Annotated in this window: 21 protein-coding genes; 7 read left to right on the top strand and 14 right to left on the bottom strand. The window is 72.0% G+C overall.

All coding sequences use genetic code 11. From position 1 onward, the window contains the following. Positions 1 to 53 precede the first annotated feature (53 nt). Positions 54 to 1,928 (top strand): ATP-binding cassette domain-containing protein, encoded by a 1,875-nt coding sequence (locus HKK74_RS02935; RefSeq protein ID WP_187241367.1) that lies wholly within the window; start codon positions 54 to 56, stop codon positions 1,926 to 1,928. After that, complete coding sequence (locus tag HKK74_RS02930) at positions 1,925 to 3,778, top strand: ATP-binding cassette domain-containing protein (protein ID WP_187241366.1); 1,854 nt, start codon at positions 1,925 to 1,927, stop codon at positions 3,776 to 3,778. The genes HKK74_RS02935 and HKK74_RS02930 overlap by 4 nt, the downstream gene beginning before the upstream one ends. Before the next feature lie 98 nt (positions 3,779 to 3,876). Here the strand turns inward: HKK74_RS02930 and HKK74_RS02925 are convergent, their stop codons facing one another. The 6 genes from HKK74_RS02925 to HKK74_RS02900 form a co-directional block, all read right to left on the bottom strand. Beyond that, positions 3,877 to 4,500, bottom strand: a complete 624-nt coding sequence (locus HKK74_RS02925) for a response regulator transcription factor (RefSeq protein WP_187241365.1) — start codon at positions 4,498 to 4,500, stop codon at positions 3,877 to 3,879. A 200-nt stretch (positions 4,501 to 4,700) separates the two neighbouring features. Further along, positions 4,701 to 5,786 carry a hypothetical protein gene (locus HKK74_RS02920; protein ID WP_187241364.1) on the bottom strand — a complete coding sequence of 362 codons (1,086 nt, stop codon included), beginning with the start codon at positions 5,784 to 5,786 and terminating at the stop codon, positions 4,701 to 4,703. A 413-nt stretch (positions 5,787 to 6,199) separates the two neighbouring features. Further along, entirely contained in the window at positions 6,200 to 6,814 is a 615-nt protein-coding gene (locus tag HKK74_RS02915) for a response regulator transcription factor (RefSeq protein WP_281397649.1), read from the bottom strand. 234 nt (positions 6,815 to 7,048) lie between these two features. Beyond that, a complete protein-coding gene (locus tag HKK74_RS02910; protein ID WP_187241363.1) occupies positions 7,049 to 7,528 on the bottom strand; it encodes a flavin reductase family protein in 480 nt (159 codons plus the stop codon). A 22-nt stretch (positions 7,529 to 7,550) separates the two neighbouring features. After that, positions 7,551 to 9,248 carry a signal peptide peptidase SppA gene (gene sppA, locus HKK74_RS02905; RefSeq protein ID WP_187241362.1) on the bottom strand — a complete coding sequence of 566 codons (1,698 nt, stop codon included), beginning with the start codon at positions 9,246 to 9,248 and terminating at the stop codon, positions 7,551 to 7,553. A gap of 51 nt (positions 9,249 to 9,299) precedes the next feature. Then, positions 9,300 to 10,889, bottom strand: coding sequence for a serine/threonine-protein kinase (locus tag HKK74_RS02900; RefSeq protein ID WP_187241361.1), 1,590 nt, complete (start codon positions 10,887 to 10,889; stop codon positions 9,300 to 9,302). A 209-nt stretch (positions 10,890 to 11,098) separates the two neighbouring features. On the opposite strand from HKK74_RS02900, the gene HKK74_RS02895 reads away from it, so the two are divergent. Next, a complete protein-coding gene (locus tag HKK74_RS02895; RefSeq protein WP_312881195.1) occupies positions 11,099 to 12,004 on the top strand; it encodes an NUDIX hydrolase in 906 nt (301 codons plus the stop codon). 21 nt (positions 12,005 to 12,025) lie between these two features. Here HKK74_RS02895 and HKK74_RS02890 read toward each other — a convergent pair whose 3' ends face one another. Together HKK74_RS02890 and HKK74_RS02885 are read right to left on the bottom strand one after the other, a co-directional pair. After that, complete coding sequence (locus tag HKK74_RS02890) at positions 12,026 to 12,397, bottom strand: ACT domain-containing protein (protein ID WP_187241359.1); 372 nt, start codon at positions 12,395 to 12,397, stop codon at positions 12,026 to 12,028. A 93-nt stretch (positions 12,398 to 12,490) separates the two neighbouring features. Continuing rightward, positions 12,491 to 13,360: a helix-turn-helix domain-containing protein gene (locus HKK74_RS02885; protein WP_187241358.1), complete on the bottom strand. Its 870-nt coding sequence runs from the start codon at positions 13,358 to 13,360 to the stop codon at positions 12,491 to 12,493. A 160-nt stretch (positions 13,361 to 13,520) separates the two neighbouring features. On the opposite strand from HKK74_RS02885, the gene HKK74_RS02880 reads away from it, so the two are divergent. Beyond that, positions 13,521 to 13,853 (top strand): hypothetical protein, encoded by a 333-nt coding sequence (locus tag HKK74_RS02880; RefSeq protein ID WP_187241357.1) that lies wholly within the window; start codon positions 13,521 to 13,523, stop codon positions 13,851 to 13,853. A gap of 123 nt (positions 13,854 to 13,976) precedes the next feature. Here the strand turns inward: HKK74_RS02880 and glgB are convergent, their stop codons facing one another. Together glgB and HKK74_RS02870 are read right to left on the bottom strand one after the other, a co-directional pair. After that, complete coding sequence (gene glgB, locus HKK74_RS02875; protein WP_187241356.1) at positions 13,977 to 16,199, bottom strand: 1,4-alpha-glucan branching protein GlgB; 2,223 nt, start codon at positions 16,197 to 16,199, stop codon at positions 13,977 to 13,979. Between the two features lie 138 nt (positions 16,200 to 16,337). Beyond that, the gene (locus tag HKK74_RS02870; protein ID WP_187241355.1) at positions 16,338 to 17,096 is read right to left on the bottom strand and encodes a GntR family transcriptional regulator; all 759 of its coding nucleotides are present in this window, start codon (positions 17,094 to 17,096) and stop codon (positions 16,338 to 16,340) included. A gap of 115 nt (positions 17,097 to 17,211) precedes the next feature. Here HKK74_RS02870 and HKK74_RS02865 point away from each other — a divergent pair, with 115 nt between their 5' ends. From HKK74_RS02865 to HKK74_RS02855, 3 genes are all read left to right on the top strand, one after another. Continuing rightward, positions 17,212 to 17,421: a hypothetical protein gene (locus HKK74_RS02865; protein WP_187241354.1), complete on the top strand. Its 210-nt coding sequence runs from the start codon at positions 17,212 to 17,214 to the stop codon at positions 17,419 to 17,421. Positions 17,422 to 17,676: 255 nt separating this feature from the next. Continuing rightward, positions 17,677 to 19,056, top strand: a complete 1,380-nt coding sequence (locus HKK74_RS02860) for a GH39 family glycosyl hydrolase (protein WP_312881194.1) — start codon at positions 17,677 to 17,679, stop codon at positions 19,054 to 19,056. Between the two features lie 50 nt (positions 19,057 to 19,106). Further along, entirely contained in the window at positions 19,107 to 20,327 is a 1,221-nt protein-coding gene (locus tag HKK74_RS02855; protein ID WP_187241443.1) for a cytochrome P450, read from the top strand. A gap of 14 nt (positions 20,328 to 20,341) precedes the next feature. Here HKK74_RS02855 and HKK74_RS02850 read toward each other — a convergent pair whose 3' ends face one another. The 4 genes from HKK74_RS02850 to HKK74_RS02835 all read right to left on the bottom strand — a co-directional run bounded on the left by HKK74_RS02850 (position 20,342) and on the right by HKK74_RS02835 (position 25,139). Then, the gene (locus HKK74_RS02850; RefSeq protein ID WP_187241353.1) at positions 20,342 to 20,578 is read right to left on the bottom strand and encodes a hypothetical protein; all 237 of its coding nucleotides are present in this window, start codon (positions 20,576 to 20,578) and stop codon (positions 20,342 to 20,344) included. Positions 20,579 to 20,687: 109 nt separating this feature from the next. Continuing rightward, entirely contained in the window at positions 20,688 to 23,024 is a 2,337-nt protein-coding gene (locus tag HKK74_RS02845; protein ID WP_187241352.1) for a hypothetical protein, read from the bottom strand. Continuing rightward, complete coding sequence (locus tag HKK74_RS02840) at positions 23,018 to 24,337, bottom strand: lipopolysaccharide biosynthesis protein (protein WP_187241351.1); 1,320 nt, start codon at positions 24,335 to 24,337, stop codon at positions 23,018 to 23,020. Before HKK74_RS02840 ends, HKK74_RS02845 begins: the two co-directional genes overlap by 7 nt. Beyond that, on the bottom strand, positions 24,330 to 25,139 hold the full coding sequence (locus HKK74_RS02835; protein WP_187241350.1) for a polysaccharide deacetylase family protein: 810 nt from the start codon (positions 25,137 to 25,139) through the stop codon (positions 24,330 to 24,332). The genes HKK74_RS02840 and HKK74_RS02835 overlap by 8 nt, the downstream gene beginning before the upstream one ends. Positions 25,140 to 25,152 lie beyond the last annotated feature (13 nt).

Raw genomic sequence — 25,152 nt, 5'->3', positions numbered from 1 at the left:
TCCCTCGAGTGTACGCGCACGTGGCCGGCTCGGGCAGTGCGGCGGGAGGACGTTTGACGAACTCGGACCGGCGGGCGGCGGACCGCCTGCTGACCAGCGTCGTACGCCGTGGCGGCGGATGGGTGGTGGTCCTGGCCGTCGCGACCACCCTGACGGCGCTCGCGGAGATCCTGCTGCCGGCGGCGCTCGGCCGTGCCGTCGACGCCGTGATGGCGGGCTCGGGAACGGGCCACTGGGTCGCCGCATGCACCGTCCTCATCGCGGTCTGCATCGCCGGGGAGGCGCTCGGGGATCTCGCCGCCGGGATGAGCCGCGCTCGGGCGACCGCCTGGCTGCGGCACACCCTGCTCGGCCACGTGCTCGCCCTCGGCCCGCGCGGCGCCCGCCGGTTCGAGTCCGGTGACCTGGTCGGCCGGGTGGTGGCGGGAGCCGACGACGCGGGCAACGCCGCCTCGGCGGCGGCCATGGCGGCGGCCTCGGCGCTTCCGGCCGTCGGCAGCCTCATCGCCCTCGCGCTCATCGACCCCCTGCTCGCCGCCGCCTTCCTGACCGGCATGGCGGTACTGGCCGTGATGCTCCGCGGGTTCGTCCGCGAGGCGTCGGACGTCACCGCGCGCTACCAGAGGGCCCAGGGCGACATCGCCGCCCGGCTGCTCGACGCGCTCGCCGGGGCCCGTACGGTCGCCGCCGCGGGAACCCAGCGACGCGAGACGCAGCGGGTGCTCGGCCCGCTCGCGGACCTGCGCGCGCACGGCTTCGCGATGTGGCGGACACAGACCCGGATGACGGTGCAGGGCGCACTCGTCATGCCGCTGATCGAGGTCGCGGTTCTCGCCACGGCCGGCCTGATGCTGTTCTGGGACCGCATCACCCTCGGCGAACTGCTGGCCGCCGGGCGGTATGCCGTTCTCGGGTCCGGTCTCGACGCCGTGGTGCTGTTCGCCAACCGCGTGGTGCGGGGCCGTGCGGCGGCGCGGCGTGCGGTCGAGGTGCTGCGCGAGCCGCCCACGGCGTACGGCACCCGGACGCTGCCGTCCGGTGGCGGCGGCCGGCTGGAGCTCCGCGGAGTCACCGCGCGGCCGGGCGGCGAACCGGCGCCGAAGGGCCTCGCACCGGACGGCCCCGCGCCGAGGGATCCCGTGCTCCGCGGCGTCGACCTGATCGTGCCCGCCGGGGCGGCGGTCGCGGTCGTCGGCCGGTCCGGAGCCGGCAAGTCGCTGCTCGCCGCCCTCGCCGGCCGGCTCACCGAACCGGAGGCGGGAGAGGTGCTGCTGGACGGCGTTCCGCTCCGGGAACTCGACCGGGCCGCGCTGCGCAGAGCGGTCGGCTACGCCTTCGAGCGACCGGTGCTGGTCGGTGACACGCTCGCCGACGTGATCGGCTTCGGTGCGGTCGTCTCGTCGCCACGGGATCTGTCCGGCCGCATCGGCGAGGCGGCCCGCGCCGCGTGCGCGGACACCTTCATCCGCCGGTTGCCCCGGGGCTACGCGACGCCGCTGAAGGCCGCGCCGATGTCCGGCGGGGAGGTGCAGCGACTCGGGCTCGCGCGGGCGTTCGCGCAGGCCGAACGGTTGCTCATTCTCGACGACGCGACGTCGAGTCTCGACACGGCCACGGAGCTGCAGGTGAGCCGCGCCCTCACCAAGGAGTTCGGAGACCGCACCCGGCTCATCGTCGCGCACCGGGCGGCGACCGCGAGCCGGGCCGATCTGGTCGCCTGGATCGACGAGGGCGCGATCAGGGCCTTCGGGCCGCACCGCGAACTCTGGCGCGACCCCGCCTACCGCGCGGTCTTCCGCCCGGCCGATGCGCCGGCGGATCGGGACGGGACGGGTGCGCCACCGCTCCAGGACGGCGCGGATGGTGCCGGCCCGCCGGTGCGGACGGGCGCGCCGGACGGCGAAGCCGTGAGGGGGGCGGGTCGATGAGCGTCACGCGCGGGTCGACGAGCGTGACGCGCAGGTCGGCACGGGTGCTGCTGTCCGCGCTCCGGCGCCGCCCGCGCGAGCTCGTGCGGCTGGCCGGCTGGTCGGTCGTCGAGGTGATTCCGGTGTTCGTGTCGGGCCGGGCCATCGCGCTGGCCGTCGACGACGGGTTCCGCGGGGGCAGCCCCGGCACCGGACTGGCCTGGCTGGGGGTGCTCGCGGCAGCGGTGATCGCCGGTGCCGTGGCGACCCGGCAGATCTATCTCCGGCTGGCCGCGATCGTCGAGCCGTTCCGCGACGAACTCGTACGCCATGTGGTCGCCGGGGCGCTGCACCGCGCGACCACGGGCGACGAGGCGCCGGGGGCCGCGGGGGTCGCCCGCCTCACCCGGCAGGTCGAGGTGGTCAGGGACTCCTTCGCCGGCATGGTGATGGTGGTCCGGAGCTTCGTGTTCACGGTGGCGAGCGCGCTGCTCGGCCTGCTCTTCCTCACGCCCGAGGTGCTGGTGTTCATCCTGCCGCCGTTCGCGGTGGGCCTGGCCCTGTTCTTCGGGTCGCTGCGCGCGCTGGCGGGCCGGCAGCGGCGGCTCGCCCTCGCCGACGAGGACGTCGCCGAATCCGCCGGTGCGCTGGCCGAAGGGCTACGGGACATCGCCGCCAACGGTGGTGAGGAGCAGACGCGCGCCGCGGTGGGCGCGCGGGTCGAGGCACAGGCCTCGGCGGTGCGGGCACTGGCCAGGCTCACGACGGTGCGCACCCTGTCGCTCACCATCGGCGGCTGGCTGCCGGTCGTCCTCGTCCTGGCCGGAGCGCCGTGGCTGCGCGACCGGGGGGCGACCGCGGGCACCATCCTCGGTGCGCTGACCTACATCGCCTACGCCTTCCAGCCCGCGCTCCAGACGCTGGTCCAGGCACTGGGCGGCAGCGGTCTGCAACTGGTCGTCAACTTGAACCGCATCCTCGAGACCGGCCACGACGGCGGCCCGGGCGGCCTGGGTGCCACGGGCGGCCTGGATGGTACGGCGCTCGCCGGAGCCGGGCACGCCCGCACCGGCCGCGGTGGAATCCGCCCATTGGTCCGCCGTGACCTCGAACTCCGGGACGTGGTCTTCGGCTACGGCCCGCATGCCGAGCCGGTGGTCGACGGGCTCGACCTCGTGGTCCCGGACGGCGACCACCTGGCGATCGTGGGCCCGAGCGGCATCGGCAAGTCGACGGTCGCGTCGCTCATGGCCGGGCTGCTCCAGCCGCGGTCGGGACGGGTATGGCTCGGGGGAGCACCGGTGTCCGGCCTCGACGGCGGGTACCGGGTGGTGATACCGCAGGAGGCCTACGTCTTCGCGGGCACGCTCGCCGAGAACCTGGCCTACCTGCGGCCCGGCGCCTCCGTCGCCCTCCTCGACGAGGCCGTCGACCTGGTCGGGCTTCGGCCGGTCGTGGAACGCCTCGGCGGCTACCGTGCCGTGATCGGAACTCGCGACCTCTCCGCCGGAGAGCGTCAACTCGTCGCCCTCACCCGTTCGTACCTCTCCACCGCGCCGCTCGCCATCCTGGACGAGGCCACCTGCCACCTCGACCCGGCTGCGGAGGCGCGCGCCGAGCAGGCGTTCGCACGCCGGCCGGGAACGCTCGTCGTGGTCGCCCACCGGATGAGCTCGGCCCTGCGCGCGAGCCGGATCCTGGTCATGGACGGGAACGGCACGGCACTCGGAACCCACGCCGGCCTGCTCGTCACCTCGCCCTCCTACCGCGACCTGGTCGGGCACTGGGAACTGGAGCCGGTGCACTTCGCCGGCGGGGAGGGCGCGGAACCGGGCGGCGTCGACCGGGGCGGGACGCGGACGACGGCCTGATCACCACGGGGCCCGTGATGGCTCCGCTCCTCCGCCGCCTCTGCGGGTGTGCGCCGCACCTCTCGTACGGCGCACACCTCGTACGGCACAGCGGACTGTCACGGAGACCGTGGCACCGAGGGCAACAGCCACCCCTGGCGGTCGGCGTACCGGGCGGCGTCGAGGCGGTTGCGGGTGCCGGTCTTGGCGATCGCTCGCGAGATGTAGTTGCGCACGGTGCCGGGTGACAGGTTCAACCGCTTGGCGATCTCGGCGGCCGAGACCCCCTCGGCCGCGACCCGCAGGACGGCGGTCTCCCGAGGGGTGAGCGGGCTGGCGATCGCGTCGGCCGGCCGGCGGACGGAGAACGGCTCGATGAGCCCGTCTCCCCGGGCCAGACCCCGGACGGCGGACACGACGCGGTCGGCGGAGGCGGTCTTGGGCATGAGCGCGTGGGCGGGCGCGCTCACCGGTCCCAGGCCATGGCCCCGGCTCTCCGGCGAGTACAGGGCCAGAATCCGGCAGGCCGGGACGGCGTCACTGAGCACGGACAGCGCCAGCGGACCACCGTGCATGTCGATGTCGATCAGGGCCACGTCCGGCCGCGCCACGATGGCGGCGGGGACGATCCCGTCGCTGTCGTCGAGTTGCGCGACGACCTCGATGTCGGCGGGGCGGGACAGAAGTGCGACCAGTCCTGCTCTGAGGAGTCGTACGTTCTCGCAGACCAGTGTGCGGATCAAGGCACTGCCCTTCGGTCGGCTCACTGCGTGCTGAACACACCCGTGCATGGGCGAGATGATCACTGCGATGTCAGCGCCGGCCCGGCGAGCCCGGGGTCACGGTCGCGGCAGAGGATGCCGAAGACCGGCCTCGGTGCCATTGGAGGCGGAAGGCACCGCAGGGCGGTTGGCCGCCGGCGGCCGCGGGCCGGAGCGCTCGATCAATCGGGCGATAGGGCGGGATCCTCGGCCGGGATGGAAAGCGTCGGAGCGCCGATGTGCCGAGCGGTTTCGGGCCGGCCGCCCGCGCGCGCCTGTCCCGGCCTGGGCAGATCTCCGACGGTTTCCAGCGGAGGCTTGGGCACGCCCCGGGTCTCCTTGTCGCATGCGGGCGACGTGGGCGGGACCGGTGGCTCCGGGTGGTCGGTCTGTGCCTGAGCACGCGCGATCCGGGCGGCAGGCTCCGCGGGACGCCGGCCGGTTCCGGCAACCGGCCGGAGGCACGGCGGACCCGCCCGCGCCGGTGCCTCGGCGTCCGGAGCGGGCTTGGCGGTGCCGGCGACGGTGCCGAGGACGCGTGATGGCTCGGCGGCGGGGACGCGGACGGCCTGATCGCGCAGGTCGGCGGTGGTGGGCGCGGTGGACGGCGGCGGGGCACGATCGGGACCGGCCGGCGAAACGCGCTTGATCGCGGCCGATATCAGCGAACCGGCGAGGCATAGGCGAACGAGCGGCGGCCGGCCGGTTCCGTCTGCGAGCGTGGGCCGGCCGGCGGTGCCGGCGGGCTCGGTCGTAGGGAGACAGAGCCCGGGTGTCCCGCGAACGGGCGGCGCCTCGGTGACTGCGCGGATCACACCGCCGAGCACGCCTCGCAGCCGCGGGTCGCGCCACGTCGTGGCCCCGTGCGCGGGCGCGGTCGAGCCCGGGGTGAGCCGGCGGTGGACCAGGCCGGTGACCTGGCGGCGGCTCGCGTCCTTCGCTGCCCGGCGATCCTCGTCATGCCGTCGCTCGCCGGCCGCAGGAGATCCGTCGCGCGTCGTCCGATCGGCGCGGGCGGGAACGGGGCTCGATTCGGGTGCCCGGGAGGCGCGGCGGGTCGGGCCGCTCCGGGCGGGAGGCCTCGCGGCTCCGCGCGGGGATGCCGTGGTCGCGGATGCCTTGGTGGCGGAGGACCTGGTCGCGGGATGCTTGGTGACGGGGTGCTTGGTGTCGGGGTGCTTGGTGTCGGGGTGCTTGGTCGCGGGGGAGCGTCCGCTCTGCGCCGGATCGGTGATGTCGCGCACGAGTGCGAGCACGTCCGTGGTCACCCCACCGATGGTCGGACGATCCGGGGCGATCGGCTTCTCGGCGGCGTGCGCCGCCGATGGCCCGCTTATCAACCACCCGATGGTCAGAAAACCGGCGATAAGTAAGATATGTCGTAATAGGCACCATAGCCGGAAAAGTCGCCGGGGTAAAAGAAGGGTGACGGCAGTCCGGGCGTTGTGCGGCCCGTCTCCCCTTCCACCGCCCGCCCGATTCATGCCGGCCCTCCGAAGCGCGACTCTGCGCCTGACATCAGGCTATGTCCCAGACCTTTGTGGCATTCCCCGTTTTCGACGCTCTATCCAAACCTTTCGTGTCGGCGTGGTACCGCTCCGATGCCGAGGACATGTTTCGCGGTGCCCCGATCCCGGGGCATGCGCGTCGCGGTCCCTGGCGTGGCGGGCGGGGAGGGCGCTCACAGCCACCCCGCCTCGCTGGCGATGCGGATGGCGTCCACCCGGTTGCGGGCCCCGGTCTTGCTGGTGATCCGGGACAGGTGGTTGCGTACCGTGCGCACGGACAGGAACAGCCGAGCGGCGATCTCTTCGGGCGGCGTGCCGTCGGCGGCGGCCTCCAGGACCTCGAGCTCGCGGGGTGTCAGCGGGCTCTGCTCCGCGTCGAGTGCCGCGAAGGCCAGCTCGGAGTCGAGCACCCGCTCACCTCGCGCCACCCGGCGGACGGCGTCGGCGAGCGCCTCCGGTTCGACGTCGGTCAGCACGAACCCGAGGATGTGCGACTTGACGGCGCGCCGTAGATCGCGCGGGCGCCTGCTCTCGGCCATGATCATCGTGCCGCAGTCGGGCAATTGGTGATGCAAAGCGCGCGCGGCGGCGAATCCCCCACGCAGACGAACATCGATCAATGCGACGTGCGGATCGAGTTTCAGCGCCGTGGGTATGATTTTTTCACCCGAGTCTAATTCGGCTACGACCGAAATGTCTCTTTCGGCAGAAAGGAGGGCGACGAGCCCTCCCCGCATTAAGTGCAGTTCCTCCGCAATCAATACGCGAATCAACTCGGCTCCGATCAAGGACAGGTAGTGCCGCCGGCCGGGTGAGGGAGGGAACCGGGCTGATGACGTGCACGGTCCCCCCGGCGTACGGCACAAGTGTGGTGCGTGTTCAGCCCTCGTGAAGCGGGCTGTCGTCGGCTCGTCATCCAGGGTGAACGAGGACCCACGTCGCGTCAACAGTTGCCGCCGAACCGGTAGAGAACGGTAGTTTGCTCCGCAGAAGCGGCCGTGATAGGAGCTTCTTCCCGAAGGTCAGCGATATCGGCCGCCGACCCGGACCAGCGGCTGCCGGGCCGGCTCGACGTAGTCCACCGCCATCGCCTCCGCGACGAAAAGTACGTGGTCGCCGGCCGGCACCCGCAGCCGGGTCTCGCACTCGAGCGCCGCCATCCCGCCCTCGGCGATGAGCGCGCCGGAGCGTGGTCCACGGTGATGCGGAACGCTCGCGAGCAGGAGCCGGGCGCTCGGCCGTCCCTCGGCCGCGAACCGGCCGGCCAGTGCCCTCTGCTCGGCGCTGACGATCGTCACGGCCCAATGGTCCTGCCGGTGCAGGACCTCGCTCAGATAGGACTCGTCCGCGATGCCGACGAGCACCATGGGCGGCTCCAGGGACACCGAGGCGAAAGAAGTCACCGTGGTGCCGATGTCGTCGCGGCCGTCCCGTACCGTCACCAGCACGACACCGGTCGCGAACCCGGCGACCGCCTCGGTGAACTCCGCTGGTGGGATCACGGCAGCCCGTCCGCGGACGGGCTCAGCGGATGTCCCAGGAACCGGGCAGGGTCAGCGGCCCCGAGGCCGGCAGCCCGAGCCGGTTCGCCAGCCCCGAGAGCGATCCCCAGGCGTCCAGCCTGGCTCTCGCGGCCGTGCGGTCGTCACTGGACTCCGGTGGCCGGAGCCGGTCGAGCGGAGCGGTGTGCGGAAAGACCCGTACCGGGGCGTCGGTGGCCAGCCCGGCCTTCTTGCGGGCGAGGTCGAGTGCCAGATCGAGGCCGCCGAGCTCGTCGACGAGCCCGTGCCGGCGCGCGTCGGCCCCGGTCCACACCCTGCCCCGGGCCAGCTCGTGGACCTGCTCGCGCGACATGTGGCGGCCTTCGGCCACCTTCGCGGTGAAGTCGTCATAGATCCGGTCGAGCGAGGTGTTGATCCGCTCCCACTCGCTGTCGCTGAAGTCCTTCGTCGCGCTGAACATGCGCGCGTGGGCACCGTCCTCGACCGAGCCCACGCCGATGCCGAGCCGTTCCAGCAGATTGTTCACGATCGGCTTGCCGACCACCACGCCGATGGACCCGGTGAAGGTTCCGGGCTGGGCGACGATCGTGTCCGCCGCCACCGAGACGTAGTAACCGCCGGACGCGGCCAGATCGCCCATCGACACGATGACCGGCTTGCCCGCCCGGCGCGCGAGGACGACCTCACGCCAGATGGCGTCGGAGGCGACAGCGGATCCCCCGGGGCTGTTCACGCGGAACACGATCGCCTTGACCCTGTCGTCCTTGACGGCGGCGCGGAACCCGGCGCCGATCGTGTCGGAGCCCATGGCGTTGCCCTGCCCCGGCATCGGCGAACGGCCGCTCCGGCCCAGCCGGATCTGGCCATGGCCCTGGATCAGCGCGATGACGTCCTGTCTCGGCCGGGAGAGCCGGGGGGTGAGCGAGTGAGCCCGGTTGTAGCGCGCGACGTAGCGCAACTGCGCGTCCTCGCCCGCCTGCGCCCGCACCTCGGCGTAGACCTCGTCGCGATAGCCCAGTTTGTCGACCAGGCCGGCGTCGAGCGCCTCGTCCGCGAGCAGGGGGCCACGGTCGATCAGCTTCCGCACCTGCTCCTCGGTCAGCCCCCGGGCCTCCGCCACCCCGGCGGTGATCTGCTCGCCGATCGACGCGACGAGCCGGCTCGACATCTCCTCGTGCTCGGGGGTGTAGGCGTTCTCCATGAAGGTGTTCGCCATGGTCTTGTACTCGTGCCGCTTGGCGAACCGGGGCGACACCCCGGCCTTCTCGAGCGCGTCCTTGAAGAACGGCTCCTCGAGCGAGACGCCCGTCAGCCCGACGTCGCCGGACGGTTGCAGGTAGATGCGTTCGAACGCGGTGGCGAGGTAGTAGGGGACGGTGCCGTGGCCGGTCTCGCCGAACGTCTCGGCCCACGCCACGGTCGGCTTTCCGGCGTCGCGGAACGCCCGCACGGCGTCCCGCAGCTCCTGGGCCATCGCCAGGCCGATACCCGAGCCGATCTTGACGATCAGCGCGCGCACGCGCGAGTCGGTACGGGCCCTTCGCAGGCCGTCGAGCACATCGCGCAGGTGCGTACGCCGGATGGAGAGGATCGCCGTGAGCGGATCCGCCGGCGCCGTCTCGACGAGTCCGTCGGTGAGATCGAGTTCCAGAATCAGCGGCACGGTCCGTCGATCGCGCGCATCCTTGATCAGATCAACGACTTTTCCCGGGTCCACCATGAGCCCACCCTATGCCGCGGTGGCGAGGTCCTTGAAGGGACGGTCCCCGCCTCACCCGCCGGTGCGGTTGAGCTTCCCGTTCGCGGTGTAGCCGGGGCCTGCGGCGTTCAGCACCAGGACGCCGCCGTCGAGGTAGACGCGCACGGTGCCGGCAGGGCACCGTCCCCGGGTCAGTTCGAAGGTCAGCTCGTCGGCGCTGTCCTCTCTGAGGGTGAGCTCACCGTCACAGGTCCCGCTGTCGTACCTCAGCGTCGCCGCCCGCTGCTCCCGCCGCATCGTCATCGTCGCCCCGACGCCGCTGTTGTCGAAGCCCTCGCTCTCGGAGACGGTGCCGGTCCAGGTGCCCTCGAAGGACTGCGGGACGGTCGCCTCCTCGGTCCCACCCCCGAAGAGGACGATCCCGAGGACGCCGGCCACGGCGATGACGGCGACGAGCCCCCCGAACACCGGGACGCGGCGGCCGCCCCGTCGCCGGGGCGGGCTCGGGTCCTGAGCGGGCGTGGGCGACGTCGGTTCCGGTGCGGGCCGGGCGCGTGGATCCGGCTCGGGTGCGGGATCGGGCCTGGGCCCGAGATCGGGCTCGGACGCGGGCTCGGGATCGGCACCCGCCGGCGCGGGCGTCCGTGTGGTGGCCGTCCGCAGCGGCTCCGGCCCGGGCGGGACGGCGTCGTGGGAGGTACGGCCGGCGGGTGCGCCCACCGGCTCCGGCGGGATCGGCCGACCCTGAGGTTCCGCGGCCTCCTCGGAACGGTCCGAGGGCCCGGCCGGGTCCGGCGGCGGCCCGGCGACGTCGCGGGACGTCTCCGGTCCCCGTCCGCTCGCGCGCTCTTCGGCATCTCCACCGGGATCCGCGTCCAGCAGCCGTTCGTCGACCTCGGCCGCGGTCGGCCGGCGCGCGGGATCCTTGTCCAGGCACCGCGTCAGCAGGGGCAGCAGCCGTCGCGGCACGCCGCTCAGGTCGGGTTCGTCGTTGGCGACACGGTGCAGGAGCGCGTGGAGGTTGGTGTTCGGCCCGAACGGCGGGCGGCCGGTCGCGGCGAACACCATGGTCCCGGCCCAGGCGAACACATCGGAGGCGGGGGTCGGCGGCTCGTTGCGCAGCCATTCCGGCGCGAAGTACGCCGGTGTGCCCACCATCTGGGTCGGCACGTCGGCGTCGATGGCGCGGGCGATGCCGAAGTCGACGACGCGCGGGCCGTCCGGGCCGAGCAGGATGTTGGCCGGCTTCAGGTCGCGGTGCACGACACCGACCCGGTGGATCGCCCGCAGCGCCCGGGCCGTGTTGACCATCAGCCGGTCGAGGTCGCCGTCGTACAGCGGTCCTCGTTCGGTGACCCGCTCCTGCAGCGAAGGGCCGTCGACGTACTCGCTCACGATGTAGGGGCGCGGCCCGTCCACGGAAGAATCGATCACTCGTGCGGTGCAGAACTGCGCGACCCGCATGGCGGCCGCCATCTCGCGGGACAGCCGGTCACGCGCGCGGGGATCGGCTCCGGTCTTGAGCACCTTGACCGCGACCCGTGCCCCGGTGGGGCCCTCGCCGAGATAGACGATGCCCTGCCCGCCCTCACCCAGCCGGCCGAGCAACCGGAACCGGCCGAGCGTCCGCGGGTCGCCGGGCTCCAGGGAAACGGCGGGCATGGGTTCTCCTCAACGTCGCGCGATGCCGTCCCGGCCCCGTCAATGGCCCCTCGCCCATGCCACGCAGCCCCCGGAACGACAGTGCCCATCGTATGGGGCGGAACCGGATATGTGCTCGGTAAACGCGGGCAGATGGGACATCCCCGGCGGCCGCCGACGCCGAGTCCGCCTCCCGCACGCACGGCGCTCGGCTGACTAGTGTCATGGCCATGGGAGACGGTGACGGCTGGGCCCGCTGCGGACGCGGCCACATCCACTGGGGCAGGCACGGCGCGGCGGGGCTGCTCGTCTTCCACCGTGACGAGCCCGCCGCCGAGCCGTACGTGCTGCTTCAACAGCGGGCCTGGTGGTGCAACGGTGCCGGTACGTGGGGCATGTTCGGCGGCGCCCGGCACAGTCACGAAGGCGACGTCGCCGCTGCGCTGCGTGAGACCGCCGAAGAGTGCACGCTGGCCCCCGAGGCCGTACGGGTGCACGGGGTGTTGACCGACGACCATGGTGGCTGGGAGTTCACGTCCATCATCGCCTCGGCGCCCGAGCGGGTGGCAGTGCGGCCGGCCTCGTCGGAGACCCGTGACGCGGCCTGGGAACCCGCGGATGGGGTCGAGCGGATGCGGCTGTTCGCGCCGTTCGCCGCCTCGTGGCCGCGGCTGCGCACGGTGATGTTCCGGCCGGTTCTCGTCGTCGATGTGGCGAACGTGATGGGCGCCCGTGCTGACGGCTGGTGGCGCGACCGGGCGGGGGCCGCCGCACGGCTGCGCGACGAGATCAGCGGGCTGGCCACCAAGGGCATGACCGGGATCCCTCCGTACGACCGGTGCTTTCCAGAGATCGCGTTCGTGGTCGAGGGAGCGGCCGCGCGCGGTCTGCCGGACGACGGGCTCGCGTCCGCCGACGGTGTGCGCCGGCTGGCGCCGCTGCGCGTGGTGCGCGCGCCGGGCAGCGGCGACGACGCGATCGTCGAGGTCGTGCGGACGGCGGAGCCCGACGCCGCGGTCGTGGTCGTCACCGCCGACCGGGAACTGCGTTCCCGCTGCGAGGCCCTGGGCGCTGAGGTCATGGGACCCCGTACGCTCCTCGGCCAGCTCCGGCCGTCGCCACGCGCCCGTTCGTAACCGGGCTCGGACCACATCGCGCTAGCGGTCGAGTACCTCGTGTCCGGCGTTCTTCAGGGCGAGCGAGGCGTCGCCCTGCCGTTCCACGGGCACGAGCACCAGGTCGGCGTGGAAGGTCGAGGCGACGAACACCGGCACGCCGGCCTCGGCGAGCGGCCCCACGACGGCCGCCAGCATCCCGGGGACGTCGAGTTCGTGCGGCTGGTCACCGTAGAACCCCACCCACCGCCGGCCGGAGTCGTTCCCCCACGACTCCCGGACCACGGTGAGCCCCTCGGGCGCCCGGACCAGCGCGATCCACTCGTCGTCCTCGGGAAACGTGGCGTCCGGCACGTGCCCCAGGGTGAACTGCGAGGGCACCACGCGCAGCCGTTGCCCTGTCGGTGAGATCATCGGCCCAGCATAGAAGGCCCGCCGGCCGTCACCGGCGGTGCCGGTGAACGTCCGCCGCAGGGGCCCGGTCCGTGCCGCCACTCGGCCGCCTCGTCAGGGGACCGGTCCGGTCGCCAGCCGCTCGAGCAGCGCCCGGGAGTCGTCGAGGCTCAACGCCATGGCCCGCAGCCGGTCGTGCGCCGTTCGGTGCCGGCCCACCTCGGCGGGCCTGTCGAGAAGCAGGCCGCCCGAGCGATGCTCCAGGTAGGTGACGTCATGGGTCTCGTCGCCGCCGAGCGGGATCGACAGCACGGTGAACCCGCCGGTGTACATGGCCGGATGCGCGCCCGCGCTGAAGGGCAGCACCTGCAGCGTCACGTTGTGCCACCGCGACACGGCGAGCAGGTGGCGCAGTTGTGCCCGCATGGTCGCGCCGCCGCCCACGTCGTGCCGCAGCACGCCTTCGTGCAGGACGACCGTGAGGACAGGGGCATTCTCGCCGGTCAGCCGTTCCTGCCGCTTGCGGCGCACCGCCTCGAGGCCGTTCATCGCCTCGCCCGGCAGCGCGCGCGGCTCGGCGCGCATCATGCCGCGCGCGTAGCCCTCGGTCTGCAGCAGTCCGGGCACGACCTCGGGCTCGTAGATCCAGTGGGTGGCCGCCTCGGCTTCGAGGCCGAGATAGACGTCGTGGCCGGGGAGCAGGGAGTCGGCGTAGGCGTGCCACCAGCCGCGCTGCCGTGCCTCGTCGGCGAGTATGCGGAGCGCTTCGCGCTCTTCGGGACGGGCGTCGTACAGGTCACAGAGCTTGTCGAGCACGCGCTGGCTGACCGCCACCTGACCGGTCTCCATCCGGCTGATCGACGAGTCCGTGCGGGCGACGTGGTCGGCGGCGTCGGGCATGGTGCAGCCGGCTCGCAGCCGTAGCTTGCGCAGGCGGATGCCCAGGCGGAGCTTGCGTACGGTCGGGCTCCGCTCAAGGGTCATGCGCCACCTCCCGCCCGGTCACGGTCAGTGTGCCGACGATGGACGGAGCGTGCAACCGATCCGAGGATGCAGTTGCATAAGCAAGCAGCCTCATGTAATTCTGACTCTGTGTAGTCAACCCCCTACGAACCGCACACGCGGTGAACAGAGGTGAGCGGACATGCCCGACGGAGAATCGCGGATCCAGGTCGAGACGTGCCTCGCGGAGCTGAGGACGGAGCTGACGGAGTTAGGCGTGCCCACAGCGACCATCCGGGACCAGGACGGCCGGGCCTGCATCGAGGCGCGCGACCGCTGGGAACGGGCCCTGCGGATCTACGTCTACGTCCAGTTCTTCTGGTTCGTCTGGGGCGTGAGCCCCGGTGAGCGGCATTCGGTGTTCCGTCCCGGCGAGGCCGCGGTACGGCTCGCCCGGATGGCCCTCGACCAGGGCTGGCCGCACGAGGCGGATCAGGCCGACGTCACGCGGACCTTCGACCGTTTCCTGAACTGACCGCGCGCGGGTGGATTCCCAGTGGTCCCGGCAGTGCTCTTGTGGTTCCCGCACGCGGGCGACCACAAGAGCACTGTGCGGCTCCGGGGCCCGTGGGCGACCTGCCGATCACTCGGCTGTGGGTCACCTCGGTGAGGGTGGTTGCTCGGGCGTGAGCCAGACGGCGCCGAGAGGTGGCACGCGCAGGACCGCAGAGGCCGGCTGTGCGTGCCAGGGCGCGGCGGCCGCCTCGACCCGGCCGAGGTTCCCGACACCGCTGCCGCCGTACTCATAGGCGTCGGTGTTGATGACCTCGCGCCACGAGCCCGCGAACGGCAGCCCGACCCGGTACTCCTCGTGCGGCATCCCGGCGAAGTTCACGATGCACGCGAGCATCGAGCCGTCCGATCCGTACCGCAGGAAGCTCAGCACGTTGCCGGCCGCGTCGTTGGCGTCGATCCACTGGAAGCCCTGCGGGTCGTTGTCCCTCGTCCACAGCGCCGGAGCTCCGCGATAGGCGCGGTTGAGGTCGCGGACGAACTGCTGCGTACCGGAGTGCAGCTCGTCATCGAGCAGCCACCAGTCGAGTGAGCGCTGTTCCGCCCACTCGCCGCCCTGACCGAACTCACCGCCCATGAACAGCAGTTGCTTGCCCGGATGCGCCCACATGTACGCGAGGGTGGCGCGCAGGTTCGCGAACTTCTGCCAGGAGTCTCCCGGCATCTTCCCGAGCAGTGACCCCTTCTCGTGGACGACCTCGTCATGCGAGAGCGGCAGGACATAGTTCTCCGAGAACGCGTACACCAGTGAGAAGGTGATCTCGCCATGGTGGTAGTTCCGGAAGATCGGCTCGTGCTTGAGATAGCCGAGCGTGTCGTGCATCCAGCCCATGTTCCACTTGAACCCGAAGCCGAGCCCGCCGAGATGCGTCGGCCGGCAGACGCCGGGCCAGGCGGTGGACTCCTCGGCGATCGTGATGATGCCGGGTGAGCGCTTGTAGGCCGTCGCGTTCATCTCCTGCAGGAACGAGATCGCCTCGAGGTTCTCGCGTCCGCCGTACACGTTCGGGGTCCACTGGCCCTCCTCACGGGAGTAGTCCAGGTAGAGCATCGAGGCGACGGCGTCGACCCGCAGCCCGTCGACGTGGAACTCCTCCAGCCAGTAGCACGCGTTGGCGACCAGGAAGTTGCGCACCTGCGGCCTGCCGAAGTCGAAGACGTACGTGCCCCAGTCGGGATGCTCGCCACGCCGCGGATCGGCGTGTTCGTACAGGGCGGTGCCGTCGAACCGCGCGAGGGCCCACTCGTCCTTCGGAAAGTGCGCCGGGACCCAGTCGACGATCACGCCGATGCCGGCCTGGTGCAGCCGGTCGATGAGATACCGCAGATCGTCGGGGTCGCCGAAGCGCGCGGTCGGCGCGTAGTACGACGTCACCTGGTATCCCCAGGACGGACCGTACGGGTGCTCGGCCGGCGGCAGGAACTCCACGTGCGTGAAGCCGAGGTCGGCGACGTACTCCACCAGTTCGTCGGCGAGTTCGCGGTAGCCGAGGCCCTGCCGCCACGACCCGAGGTGCACCTCGTAGATGCTCATGGGCTCGTGCAGCCAGTCGCGGCCCTTGCGCGCGTCCATCCACTCGCCGTCCGACCACACGTGCGATGCGCCGAACACCACTGACGCGGTCGCGGGCGGGCACTCGGTGGCCTGCGCCATCGGGTCGGCCTTGCGGACCCACTTGCCGTCGGCGCCGAGGATCTCGTACTTGTACGTGCTGCCCTCGCCGATGTCCGGTACGAACAGCTCCCACACGCCCGACGACCCGAGTGACCGCATCGGATGCGCGGTGCCGTCCCAGTGGTTGAAGTCGCCGATCAGTCTGACGCCGCGGGCGCTCGGCGCCCACACGGTGAACGCCGTGCCCGTGACCGGTCCGAAGGCCGAGGCGTAGGTGCGCACCTGGGAGCCGAGTGCCTTCCACAGCTCTTCGTGCCGGCCCTCCTGCATCAGGTGCAGGTCGAGCTCCCCGAGCGTGGGCAGATGCCGGTACGGGTCGTCCTGGGTGAGCTCCGGCCCGTCGGCATAGGTCACAGCGAGCCGGTAGTCGGGCACCGCCATCGGGGCGCTCTCGGTCCTGCCGTCGGCGAGAGACGCGTCGTCGGGCAGCGTGCCGGCGAAGATTCCGCCGTGGACGTGGCGCAGTGGGTGCCGGGTGCCGTCGGGGAGGACGACCTCGACGCTCTCGGCCAACGGCCGCAGCGCCCGGATCGTGACCCCGTCGCGGCCCTGGTGGGCACCGAGGATCCCGTGTGGATCATGGTGTTCGCCGCCGATCAGCCGGTCCATCTCGTCCCGCGTCACCCGTGCCATGGCGGTGAGGGCCTCCTCGCTCGCTGGAATGCAGGTTCAACCTATGCCTTTCCCCATGAACGGCGCGTTTCACGGAACCGCCGCGATCGCCGTGTCGCGAATCGGCCGACCGCCTTGTCTCGCGGCACGCCGGGCGGGTCACAGGTCGATGGAGTAGTCCAGGACGACGCGGTCGGCGGGGATGACGATGTCGCGGCACACTTCGAGGACCTTCGCGCCGGAGAGCATGCGGCGCGTGATGGTGATGACGGGCACGCCGCTCGCCATCCGCAGGGTCTCGGCCTCTTCCGGAGTCGGCATGCGGGACGTCACGGACTCCTCCACGCGGGTCGGAGGATGCCCGAGGAAGGCGAGCTGCGCGGGGGTGCCGCCGGGCCATGGCTCCCGCTCGGGATCGGCGACCGGGGTGCCCGCCACCAGTTTCCAGGGCAGGTAGTTCACCGAGATCTGCTGCGGATCGCCCCGCGCGTGGAAGACGAAGTGACGGCGCAGCAGTTCGGTCTTCACGGGCAGCTCGAACAGCGCGGCGAGCCCGGCGTCGGCGGTCACCCGGCTGTAGGCCTTGTCGAGGCGATAGTCCCGCCAGCCGATCTGCTGGTCGCGGGTGAACGAGGTCGCCGGTGCGGTGAGGGGCCGGGTCTCCAGCCGGTAGCGGTCCATCGCCACGCGCCTGGCCGGCGGACAGACGCGCACCACGGTGCCGCCGCCCCGGCGGGTCTCGACCAGACCCTCGCCGCGAAGCAGCGCGATCGCCTGCCGCACGACGATCTCGGAGACGCCGTGCACCTCGGAGAGCACGGCCATCGTGGGGAGTTTCGACCCGGGTGGATGGCTGCCGTCGCGGATCCCGCCCCGTAGTACCTCGGCGATCCGGAGATAGGCGGGGCGACCCTGCACAGGTGTCCACCTCCTCTTGCGCCCGGGAGACGTTCCACTTACGTACAGCTTGACTCCTATCGTCTTGTGTATCACTTTCGTATACGGAAGGCATTCCTTGGAGAGGATGGCCACGATGGGGGACTTCGAAGGCTTCAAGGCCGCCATTGAGGAGGAGTTCCCCGGCTGGCTCGTCTGGCGAAGCGATGCCGGGCGGTGGTACGCCACGCGGAGCGGAAGTCTCACGGACGCGCAGCTCCAAGCCGGATATGCGATGACCGTGGCCGCCGACGACTCCCTGGGTCTGCGAGCGCTGCTGCTCGATCAGAAGAGCAAGGAGCGGTAGCGGGCCGGGCCGGTTCCGGTCCGTCGGCGGGGGCGGACCGGCCCGGCCTGCTCGGCGGCGTGCACACGTCCGTTCCGTGACGGCAGGGAAATCTGGCACGCAGGTTACCCATGTGGAGACGAGCCGCTGCCGGGCAGGTCGGATGCCCGCAACCCGCCGGTCCCGCCCCGTCCACGCGACCGCGCGCCGTGCGACGCGCCGACGGTTTCGCCGGTCCTCCCTGTACGGGGCCACCTCCGGGTTACGGTGACCTGCGTGGCATTACTCAGTAACCACCAGGGGAGGCACGGGCGCCGCAGGCGCCCGCTGTGGGTTCTGGCTTTCGCCATCGCCATGGTCGGGGTGCTGGTCGCCGCGGTCTTATCGGCGGTGTCCAGGAACGGATCGTCACGCGCCGAGGCGCCGCAGGCCGTGGATCGGCCGGTCGTCGGCCGGGTCGGGGTCGACGCGCCGAAGTCCTGGCCGGCCTGGGGATTCACCCACACGCGGTACAGCGCGGGGGCGGGCGAGCCGGGAGCGACCGACTCGGTGCGGCACTCGATCTCCCGCCAGCCCGTCGTACAGGCCCAGGCGATCATGGGCTGGGGCGTCGACAATCCCGAACCGGCCAGGGACCAGTACAACTTCGGTTCCCTCGATCAGCGCATGAACCTCATCCGGCAGACGAACGGCATACCGGTGATCACCCTGTGCTGCGCGCCCGACTGGATGAAGGGAGGGCCGCAGGGCGAGACCGACTGGACGCATCTCGAGGACGCGCCCCACCCGAAGTACTACGACGAGTTCGCCGAACTGGCCGCCGTGGTGGCGCGCCGCTATCCGGACGTGCGGTACTACGCGGTCTGGAACGAGTTCAAGGGCTTCTTCGACGAGAACCGCAACCGCTGGGACGCCGAGGGCTACACCCAGCTCTACAACAAGGTCTATACCGCTCTGAAAGCGGTGAACCGGCACATCAAGGTCGGCGGGCCGTACGTCCCCATGAACGGCTACTCACCGGAGTGGCAGGGCCCGCCCTCGGCCGTGCGCGGACCATGGGGCAGCGTCGACCAGCGGGCGCTCAACGCGGTCGACTACTGGCTGAAGCACAAGAAGGGCGCCGACTTCGTCGTCGTGGACGGGTCCACGGTGTCGGAGGACCGCGGGCTCCGGACGGACGAGTTCACCGCGCTGGGCAAGTTCTCGGCCGTCACACGCTGGCTCCGCGGCCGAGGGCAGGGGCTTCCGGTGTGGTGGGCGGAATGGTACGTCGCGCCCGAGCACACCACGTGGCCGGAGCGGCGGTGGGACGCCGTGAACACGGCCGCCATGATGGAGTTCGCGCGCAGCGGCGCCGCCACGGCCCTTTACTGGAACCCGCAGCGCGGGTCGCCGGGGAACTGCGCGGGCTGCCTGTGGTCCCCCGGTCACGGAAGCACGGTGAGCCCCTCCCTCGGCATGCTGCAGAGGTTCGCCCAGTGGTTCCCGCCGGGCACCAAGCTGGTGGACGTCGGCCCGACGCCGTCGTCCGTACGCGTGCTCGCGCAGAAGCGGCACATGGTCGTCGTCAACACCCGGGATGAGCCCACGACGGCGACGATCGACGGCAAGCGAATACGGCTCGGCGGATACAAGGTCCGCTGGGTCGACCGGTAGGAGAGGCCGTGGCCCTCGACTCGGCGGTCGCCGACATCGACCTGGTCAGCATGGACTTCTGGGCCCGCCCGCCGGCCGACCGGCTCGCCGCGTTCGCCCGGCTGAGGGCCCTCGACCGGCCGGTCTTCTTCCCGGAACCCCGGGTGCCGCTGGTCCGGGCCGGATACGGCTTCCACGCGCTCGTACGGCACGCGGACGTCGTGGCGGCCAGCCGGCAGCCGAAGGTCTTCAGCAGCGAGCCCGCCGCCACGTCGCCGGAGCCGCCGCCCTGGCTCTCCCTGCTCCTCGGCACGCCCATGGTGAACATGGACGATCCGCGGCACGCACGGCTACGCCGGATCGTCTCCCGCGCGTTCAGCCCCAAGATGCTCGGGCGGCTGCGCGACGACATCGAGGCGGCCGCCGCGCGCATCGCGGGCGACCTCGGCGCGCACGGCGCGCACGACTTCGTGGCGCAGGTGGCCGCCCGGCTGCCCATCCACGTCATCTGCACGATGATGGGAGTGCCGGAGCACCTGCGTGCCCGTGTGCTGGGGCACGTCGACGCCATGACGGAGTACTCCGGGGTGCGCGGCTCCCTGGCGAGCGCCCGCACGCTGCGGCTGCTCGGCGGGAACCTGGCCGCCATCGGCGGGCTGCACCGGCTGGTCGCGCGGCTCGGCCGGCAGCGGCTGCGCGAGCCGGCCGACGACCTGGTGTCGGCGCTGGTGACCGCCAACGTCGATGGCGAGGCACTGTCGGTCCGGGAGCTGGGGTCGTTCTTCGACCTGCTGCTCGTGGCCGGCAACGAGACCACCCGCAACGCGCTCGCGCACGGCCTGAAGCTGCTCACCGACAATCCCGCCCAGCGGGAGCTGCTGCTGTCGGACTACGAGGGCCACTGCGCCGGTGCGATCGAGGAGATCATCCGGTGTTCCTCGCCGATCATTCAGTTCCGCCGGACGCTCACGCGGGAGCACGAACTCGCCGGGCATACGTTCGCGCCGGGCGACAAGGTCGTGCTCTTCTATCTCTCGGCCAACCGGGACGAGGCGGTGTTCCAGGACCCGGACCGCTTCGACATCACCAGGTCGCCCAACCCGCACGTCGGCTTCGGCGGGCCGGGTCCGCACCTGTGCCTCGGCTCGCACCTGGCGAGGATGGAACTGAAGGTGATGTTCCGGGAGCTCTTCGAGAGGTTCCCCGGCATCGCCGCAGCAGGCGAGCCCGAGTACCTGCTCTCCAACTTCGACAACGGGATCAGGCACCAGCCGTTCACGTTGCGGGCCTGACCGGCGGCCCGGCGTCAGCGCCGGATCCGGGAGAGGCCCAGCAGCACGGCCGAGATCACCGCGACGGCGGCCAGCCCGCCGCCCGGCGACCACAGCGAGGTCACCAGCATGATCTCGGCCACGAGGGCGACGACGACGAGTGCGCCCGCCGCGGAGGCGACGGCCCGCCCGGCCGGATCCAGCCCGGGCAGCAGCGCCGCGACCCCGATCGCCGGCGGTACGACGAGCAACAGCAACACGAGTACGGCCATGTCGGCTCCCCAGGTCGCACGGTCCAAAGTCGGTAAGGTCCAAAGTGGGCAGGTCACGAGGTCGGCAAGGTCCGAATTCGGCAAGGTCGCGAGGTCGGGCCGAGCCAGGTCAGTTCAGCATCACGAACCGTTCGGCGATGACGGCGATCAGGCCGGCCAGCAGCGGGATCACCAGCATCGTGTAGGGCCGCAGGCCGCCGCGCCTGCCGGGCGGGGTGCGCAGGCGTCGCAGTTCCCGCGCCATCAGCACGCCCAGCAGCACGGGGAGGTAGACGACGCCGGCGGGCGTCCAGGGCGTCAGGCCGATGCTCAGCCGCGCCGGCCGCCGAAGCGCCGGATCCGGTTGCGGTGGCGGTGACCGCAGCGCGAACACGGCGGCGTCACGGTCGGCGAAGACGACCTGGAGGTCGCCCGAGCGCGACAGGGCCTCGCGCAGGCGGGCGCTGTAGGAGACCGGCAGACCGCTGCTGAGGTTCAGGTACGCCTCGTGACCCCGGGTGGTCACGAAGAACCCGGTCTGGCCCTGCTCGCGCAGCCGAGCCGTGATCGCCTCGACGTCGCCCGCCGTGTCGCGCGCCGTGTGCAGCTCCGGATATTCGAAGCGCTCATAGCCGTGATGGCTCCACGGCATGACCGGGAAGCCGCTGGCGGTGGTGTCCTCGGCGGTGAGCCAGACGACGTCGATCGCCCCCTTGGGCCGCCGTTCCAGCATCACCTCGAACGCCTTCACCTCGCCCGCCCGGACCCGCTCGAACCGCTCGTTGCCGAACCGTACGAGCACGAATCCGAAGACCAGCGCGAGCGCCAGCACGGCCGCCGCGAAGACCGGGACCGTGTCGCGAAGCCGACGCCGCCGGGGCCGCCGCCGGGCCGCCTGTACGACGACCGGCTCTGTGTCCGGGGCCGGCGCCGGGTCGAGTGCCGGGTCGACGGTCCGCGCGGGAAAGAAGAGGTACGACACGAGCACACAGGCGCCGGGCAGCATGAAGAAGTAGGTGCGCAGGGCGATCTCGCCGCCGTAGCTCTGCAGGCCGAACGAGGCGAGCGGCGCGAGCAGCAGCACGAGGGCGACGCGGTCGCCGGTCCGGCGGGTGCGCCGCCGCAGCAGGCCCAGCAGGGCCAGCGACGAGACCAGCACCGCCAGCGCGATCCGGGCGGACTGCACCCTGGCGAGCTGCGGGCTGCCCCGCGTGATGCGGTCGCCGACGCTGGCGGACAGGTTGGTCCCGAGCCGGCCCACGCCGCCGAAGACATCGCCCAGGTGTCCCGCCCAGTAGCCGCGGGTCATGAAGCTGAGCCACGCCACGAAGATGACCGAGCCGAGCAGGGGCAGCCCGCGAAGGGTGCAGCGGCGGGTCACCACCAGCCCCGCGGCCGTCGCGATCATGAGGAACGGGGTCAGCTGGTGGGAGGCGGTCGCCACCACGATGAGCGCCACCAGCAACAGGAACAGGACCGAGCGGTCTCTGGTGTCAATGGGCGGTCGCCGCAGCTCACCGGGCTCCATCGGGCCGAACGTCCAGTCGTAGGCACGCCAGAACCGCCCGGTGCGGCGCGCCCCCGGGCTGCGGCGCCGGCCCTCCGCGCGGACGGTGGCCGGGGCCGGCTGGAACCAGTTCACCAGGATCGCGACCCAGCACAGGTACAGCAGGTAACCGAAGGCCTGCGGGGACAGGTAGTCCTGGCCGACCCAGTTCGCCACCGGGAACAGCCAGGCGGCGAACCACTTGGCCCGCCAGGTGGCCCGCAGGGTCCGCAGGATCAGCGCGAAGGGGCCGAGGTAGAGCAGATTGGTGAGCACCGGCGCCCAGTGCAGCACCGGTTCCAGATCGTCCAGCCCGGCCGCCCTGGTCCCGAAGCCGATGAGGGCGAAGAAACCCGGCCAGTTGAAGCGCGCGTCGAGCAGCGTGTCGACGCCGTGCGTGCGCGTGATGTACTCGATGAACCCCGCGTGCTGCCAGGCGGTCGGGAAGCGCGCGAGCGGCTCCAGCGCCTGGGCCAGCGCGTGCAGCGAGACGGCCGTGCAGAGCAGCTGTACGGTCAGCAGCGCCCGGTGCGGCCGGCTCAGCCCCAGCGTGATCAGGAAACCGGCGGTGAGCACCGCGGCGCCCGCCAAGGTCGGCACCGGCAGCACCGAGATCAGTCCGTAGCCGCTCATGGCGTCGAGCTCGACCCCGCGCAGCGGCAGCCAGAACAGCGCGAGCCCGATCACGAACACGGCCCAGACCACGACCGCCGCGTCGAGACGGACCCGCCCGCGCACGCCGGTCGATTGGGACACCGGTCGCCGGGTCTTCCCTTGCCGGGCACCCCGCCGCCCGGCCGACCGCCGGGTCGTGTTGACCGGTCGTGCGGTGGTGATCGTCGCCGTGGACCCCGTGCCCGCGGTGAGGGGTCCGGTCGTGTGCGTCTCCGTCCGCCACGGTCCGCGGGGCATCGTCAGCAAGGGGCGGCTCTCCTTGGACCGTTCGCCACGGGTTCGTCGCCCTCGGCGGCGGCGCGGCGCAGGGCGGGGTAGACGGCGATGGCGATGACGACGTGCACGAGCAGCACGCCCACGCCCGTGCCGATGAGGACCGACTCGGTGGGCACCATGAGCACCACCGCGAGCGTGCCGGTGAGGCGGGCCCCTTGGATGACCGCAATCGCGCGAGTGCGCGACCGTACCCGCAGGACGCCGAGGTACAGCTCGATGATCGCTTTCGGCAGCGTGGCGGCGGCCAGCAACTGCAGCAGCGGCGCGCCCTGGGCGGCATAGCCGGGCCCGAACACCTTCAGGGCGAACGGGCAGAGCAGCACCGTCAGCACCGACGCGGGGATCAGCAGCATGACCGTGCGCCGCAGGGCCGCCCGTACCTTCACCGCGAACCGGGTGCCGTCGAAGGCGCCCTCGACGGTGAGCGACATCGCCATGGTGATCGACAGCAGGTTCAGCATCATGCCGAGCACCCACGCCATCGTGAAGTAGGCGTTGGTGTGCGGGTCGATCCTGGCCGCGACGACGACCGGGATGAGATTGATCGTCGCATGGGAGAACAGCCCGCCCAGGTAGTCGCCGCCGACGTAATGCGCGATCTCGGCGCCCTTGGGAGGCGGCCGCCGCCCTCCGGTCTCGCGGGCATGGGCCGGGATGAGCCGGCCGAAGATGAAGAGGTTCACCGGGACCAGCGACACCATCACCGGGAGCATCCAGGAGAGCCCCACGCCATCACGCGGCAGTGCTGCCGCGAAGGCCACCAGCAGCACCGCCTTCGCCACGCCGAAGACGGTGTTCTCGATCGGTACCCAGTGCGCCTGCCGCAGCCCGGTGAAGACCGCGTCCTGCTGGGTGAAGATATTCCACGCGAACGCCATCGCGAGGAACCACAACCCCGCTCCGACGCCGTGCAGGTGGGCGAATGAGGGCCCCCACCAGTGGAGTGTGAGCAGGAAGCCGAGTGCGATGACGACGGCGGCGCCGGAGCCGATGACGTAGCTGGCGGCGACGAACGCCCCGGTGCGGCGGCCGGTCTGCGGAATGAACCGGATCAGCATGAAGTTCAGCGCGGTCAGGCCGCCGACGAACATGACGGCCTGGATGACCGCCCAGTTCCGGCCGACGTCGGCGGGGTCGTAGTGGCGGGCGGCGAGGAACCAGTAGCCGAGCCCCAGCAGGCCGGTGATCCCGCCGTTGGCCATCAGGGCGTAGGCGTTGCGGAACAGCGGATCGGCCAGATCGGCGGCGACCCGCGCCGGGGCCGCCGAGGCGGGGTCAGACATCGCGCAGCATCCGCCGGGCCGCGTAGCGCGACCGCCGCACGACGGCGTACCCCTTGGTGAGCGCGTGTTCCAGCCGGTAGGCGGCGGCACCGTCGACGATCCGCCCGAACCGCTCGAGCGTGGTGCCGGCGCGGATCGTCAGGCGGGGGAGCGCCAGCCGGTCATGACGCGCCGGCTCGGCGACCTCGTTGGCCACCGCGCAGGCCCTGCGGTAACCCGTGTGCAGCGCGGCCCGCCGGACCCGGGCGCTCGAGTAGCCGTAGGGATAGGCCATCGCCTGCACCGGAACGCTCAGGTCGTCTTCGAGCAGCCCCCTGCTGCGGGTCAGCTCGTCGTACAGCGGCGGGCCGGGCAGCTGATCGAGCTGGGGGTGGCTGTGCCCGTGCGCGCCCACCTCGACGCCGTGCGCGGCGGCCTCACGCACCTGGCCCCAGCTGAGAGTGCGGTCCGGCGGGCGGCCGGCCGCGTGCGGCCCCGCGTCGGCCAGCCAGCCGGTCGTGACGAAGACGGTCGCGGTGAACCCGAGACGTTCGAGTACGGGCAGCGCGTTCTCGTGGAAGTCGGCGTACCCGTCGTCGAAGGTGATCACGACCGGTCGCCCCGCCGCGGTATCGGGCCGGCCGGCGCGGACCTCCGCGGAACGGCGGATCGGGAGGTCGGAGAGGGGGATGGGGGTGAAGCCGCGGTCGGCGAGGAGCGCCATCTGGTCGGCGAACGCGCCGGGATGGACCGCGAGCGGCGCGGTCGCCGGCGGCGGGTGCTCGCTGATCGAGTGGTACATGAGGATCGGCACGCCCGTCATCGCGTCCTTCCCT

The organism is Actinomadura alba (genome assembly GCF_014323705.1).
GTDB classification, from domain to species: Bacteria; Actinomycetota; Actinomycetes; order Streptosporangiales; family Streptosporangiaceae; genus Actinomadura_C; species Actinomadura_C alba.
This window is presented reverse-complemented; position numbering and strand designations above follow the sequence as displayed.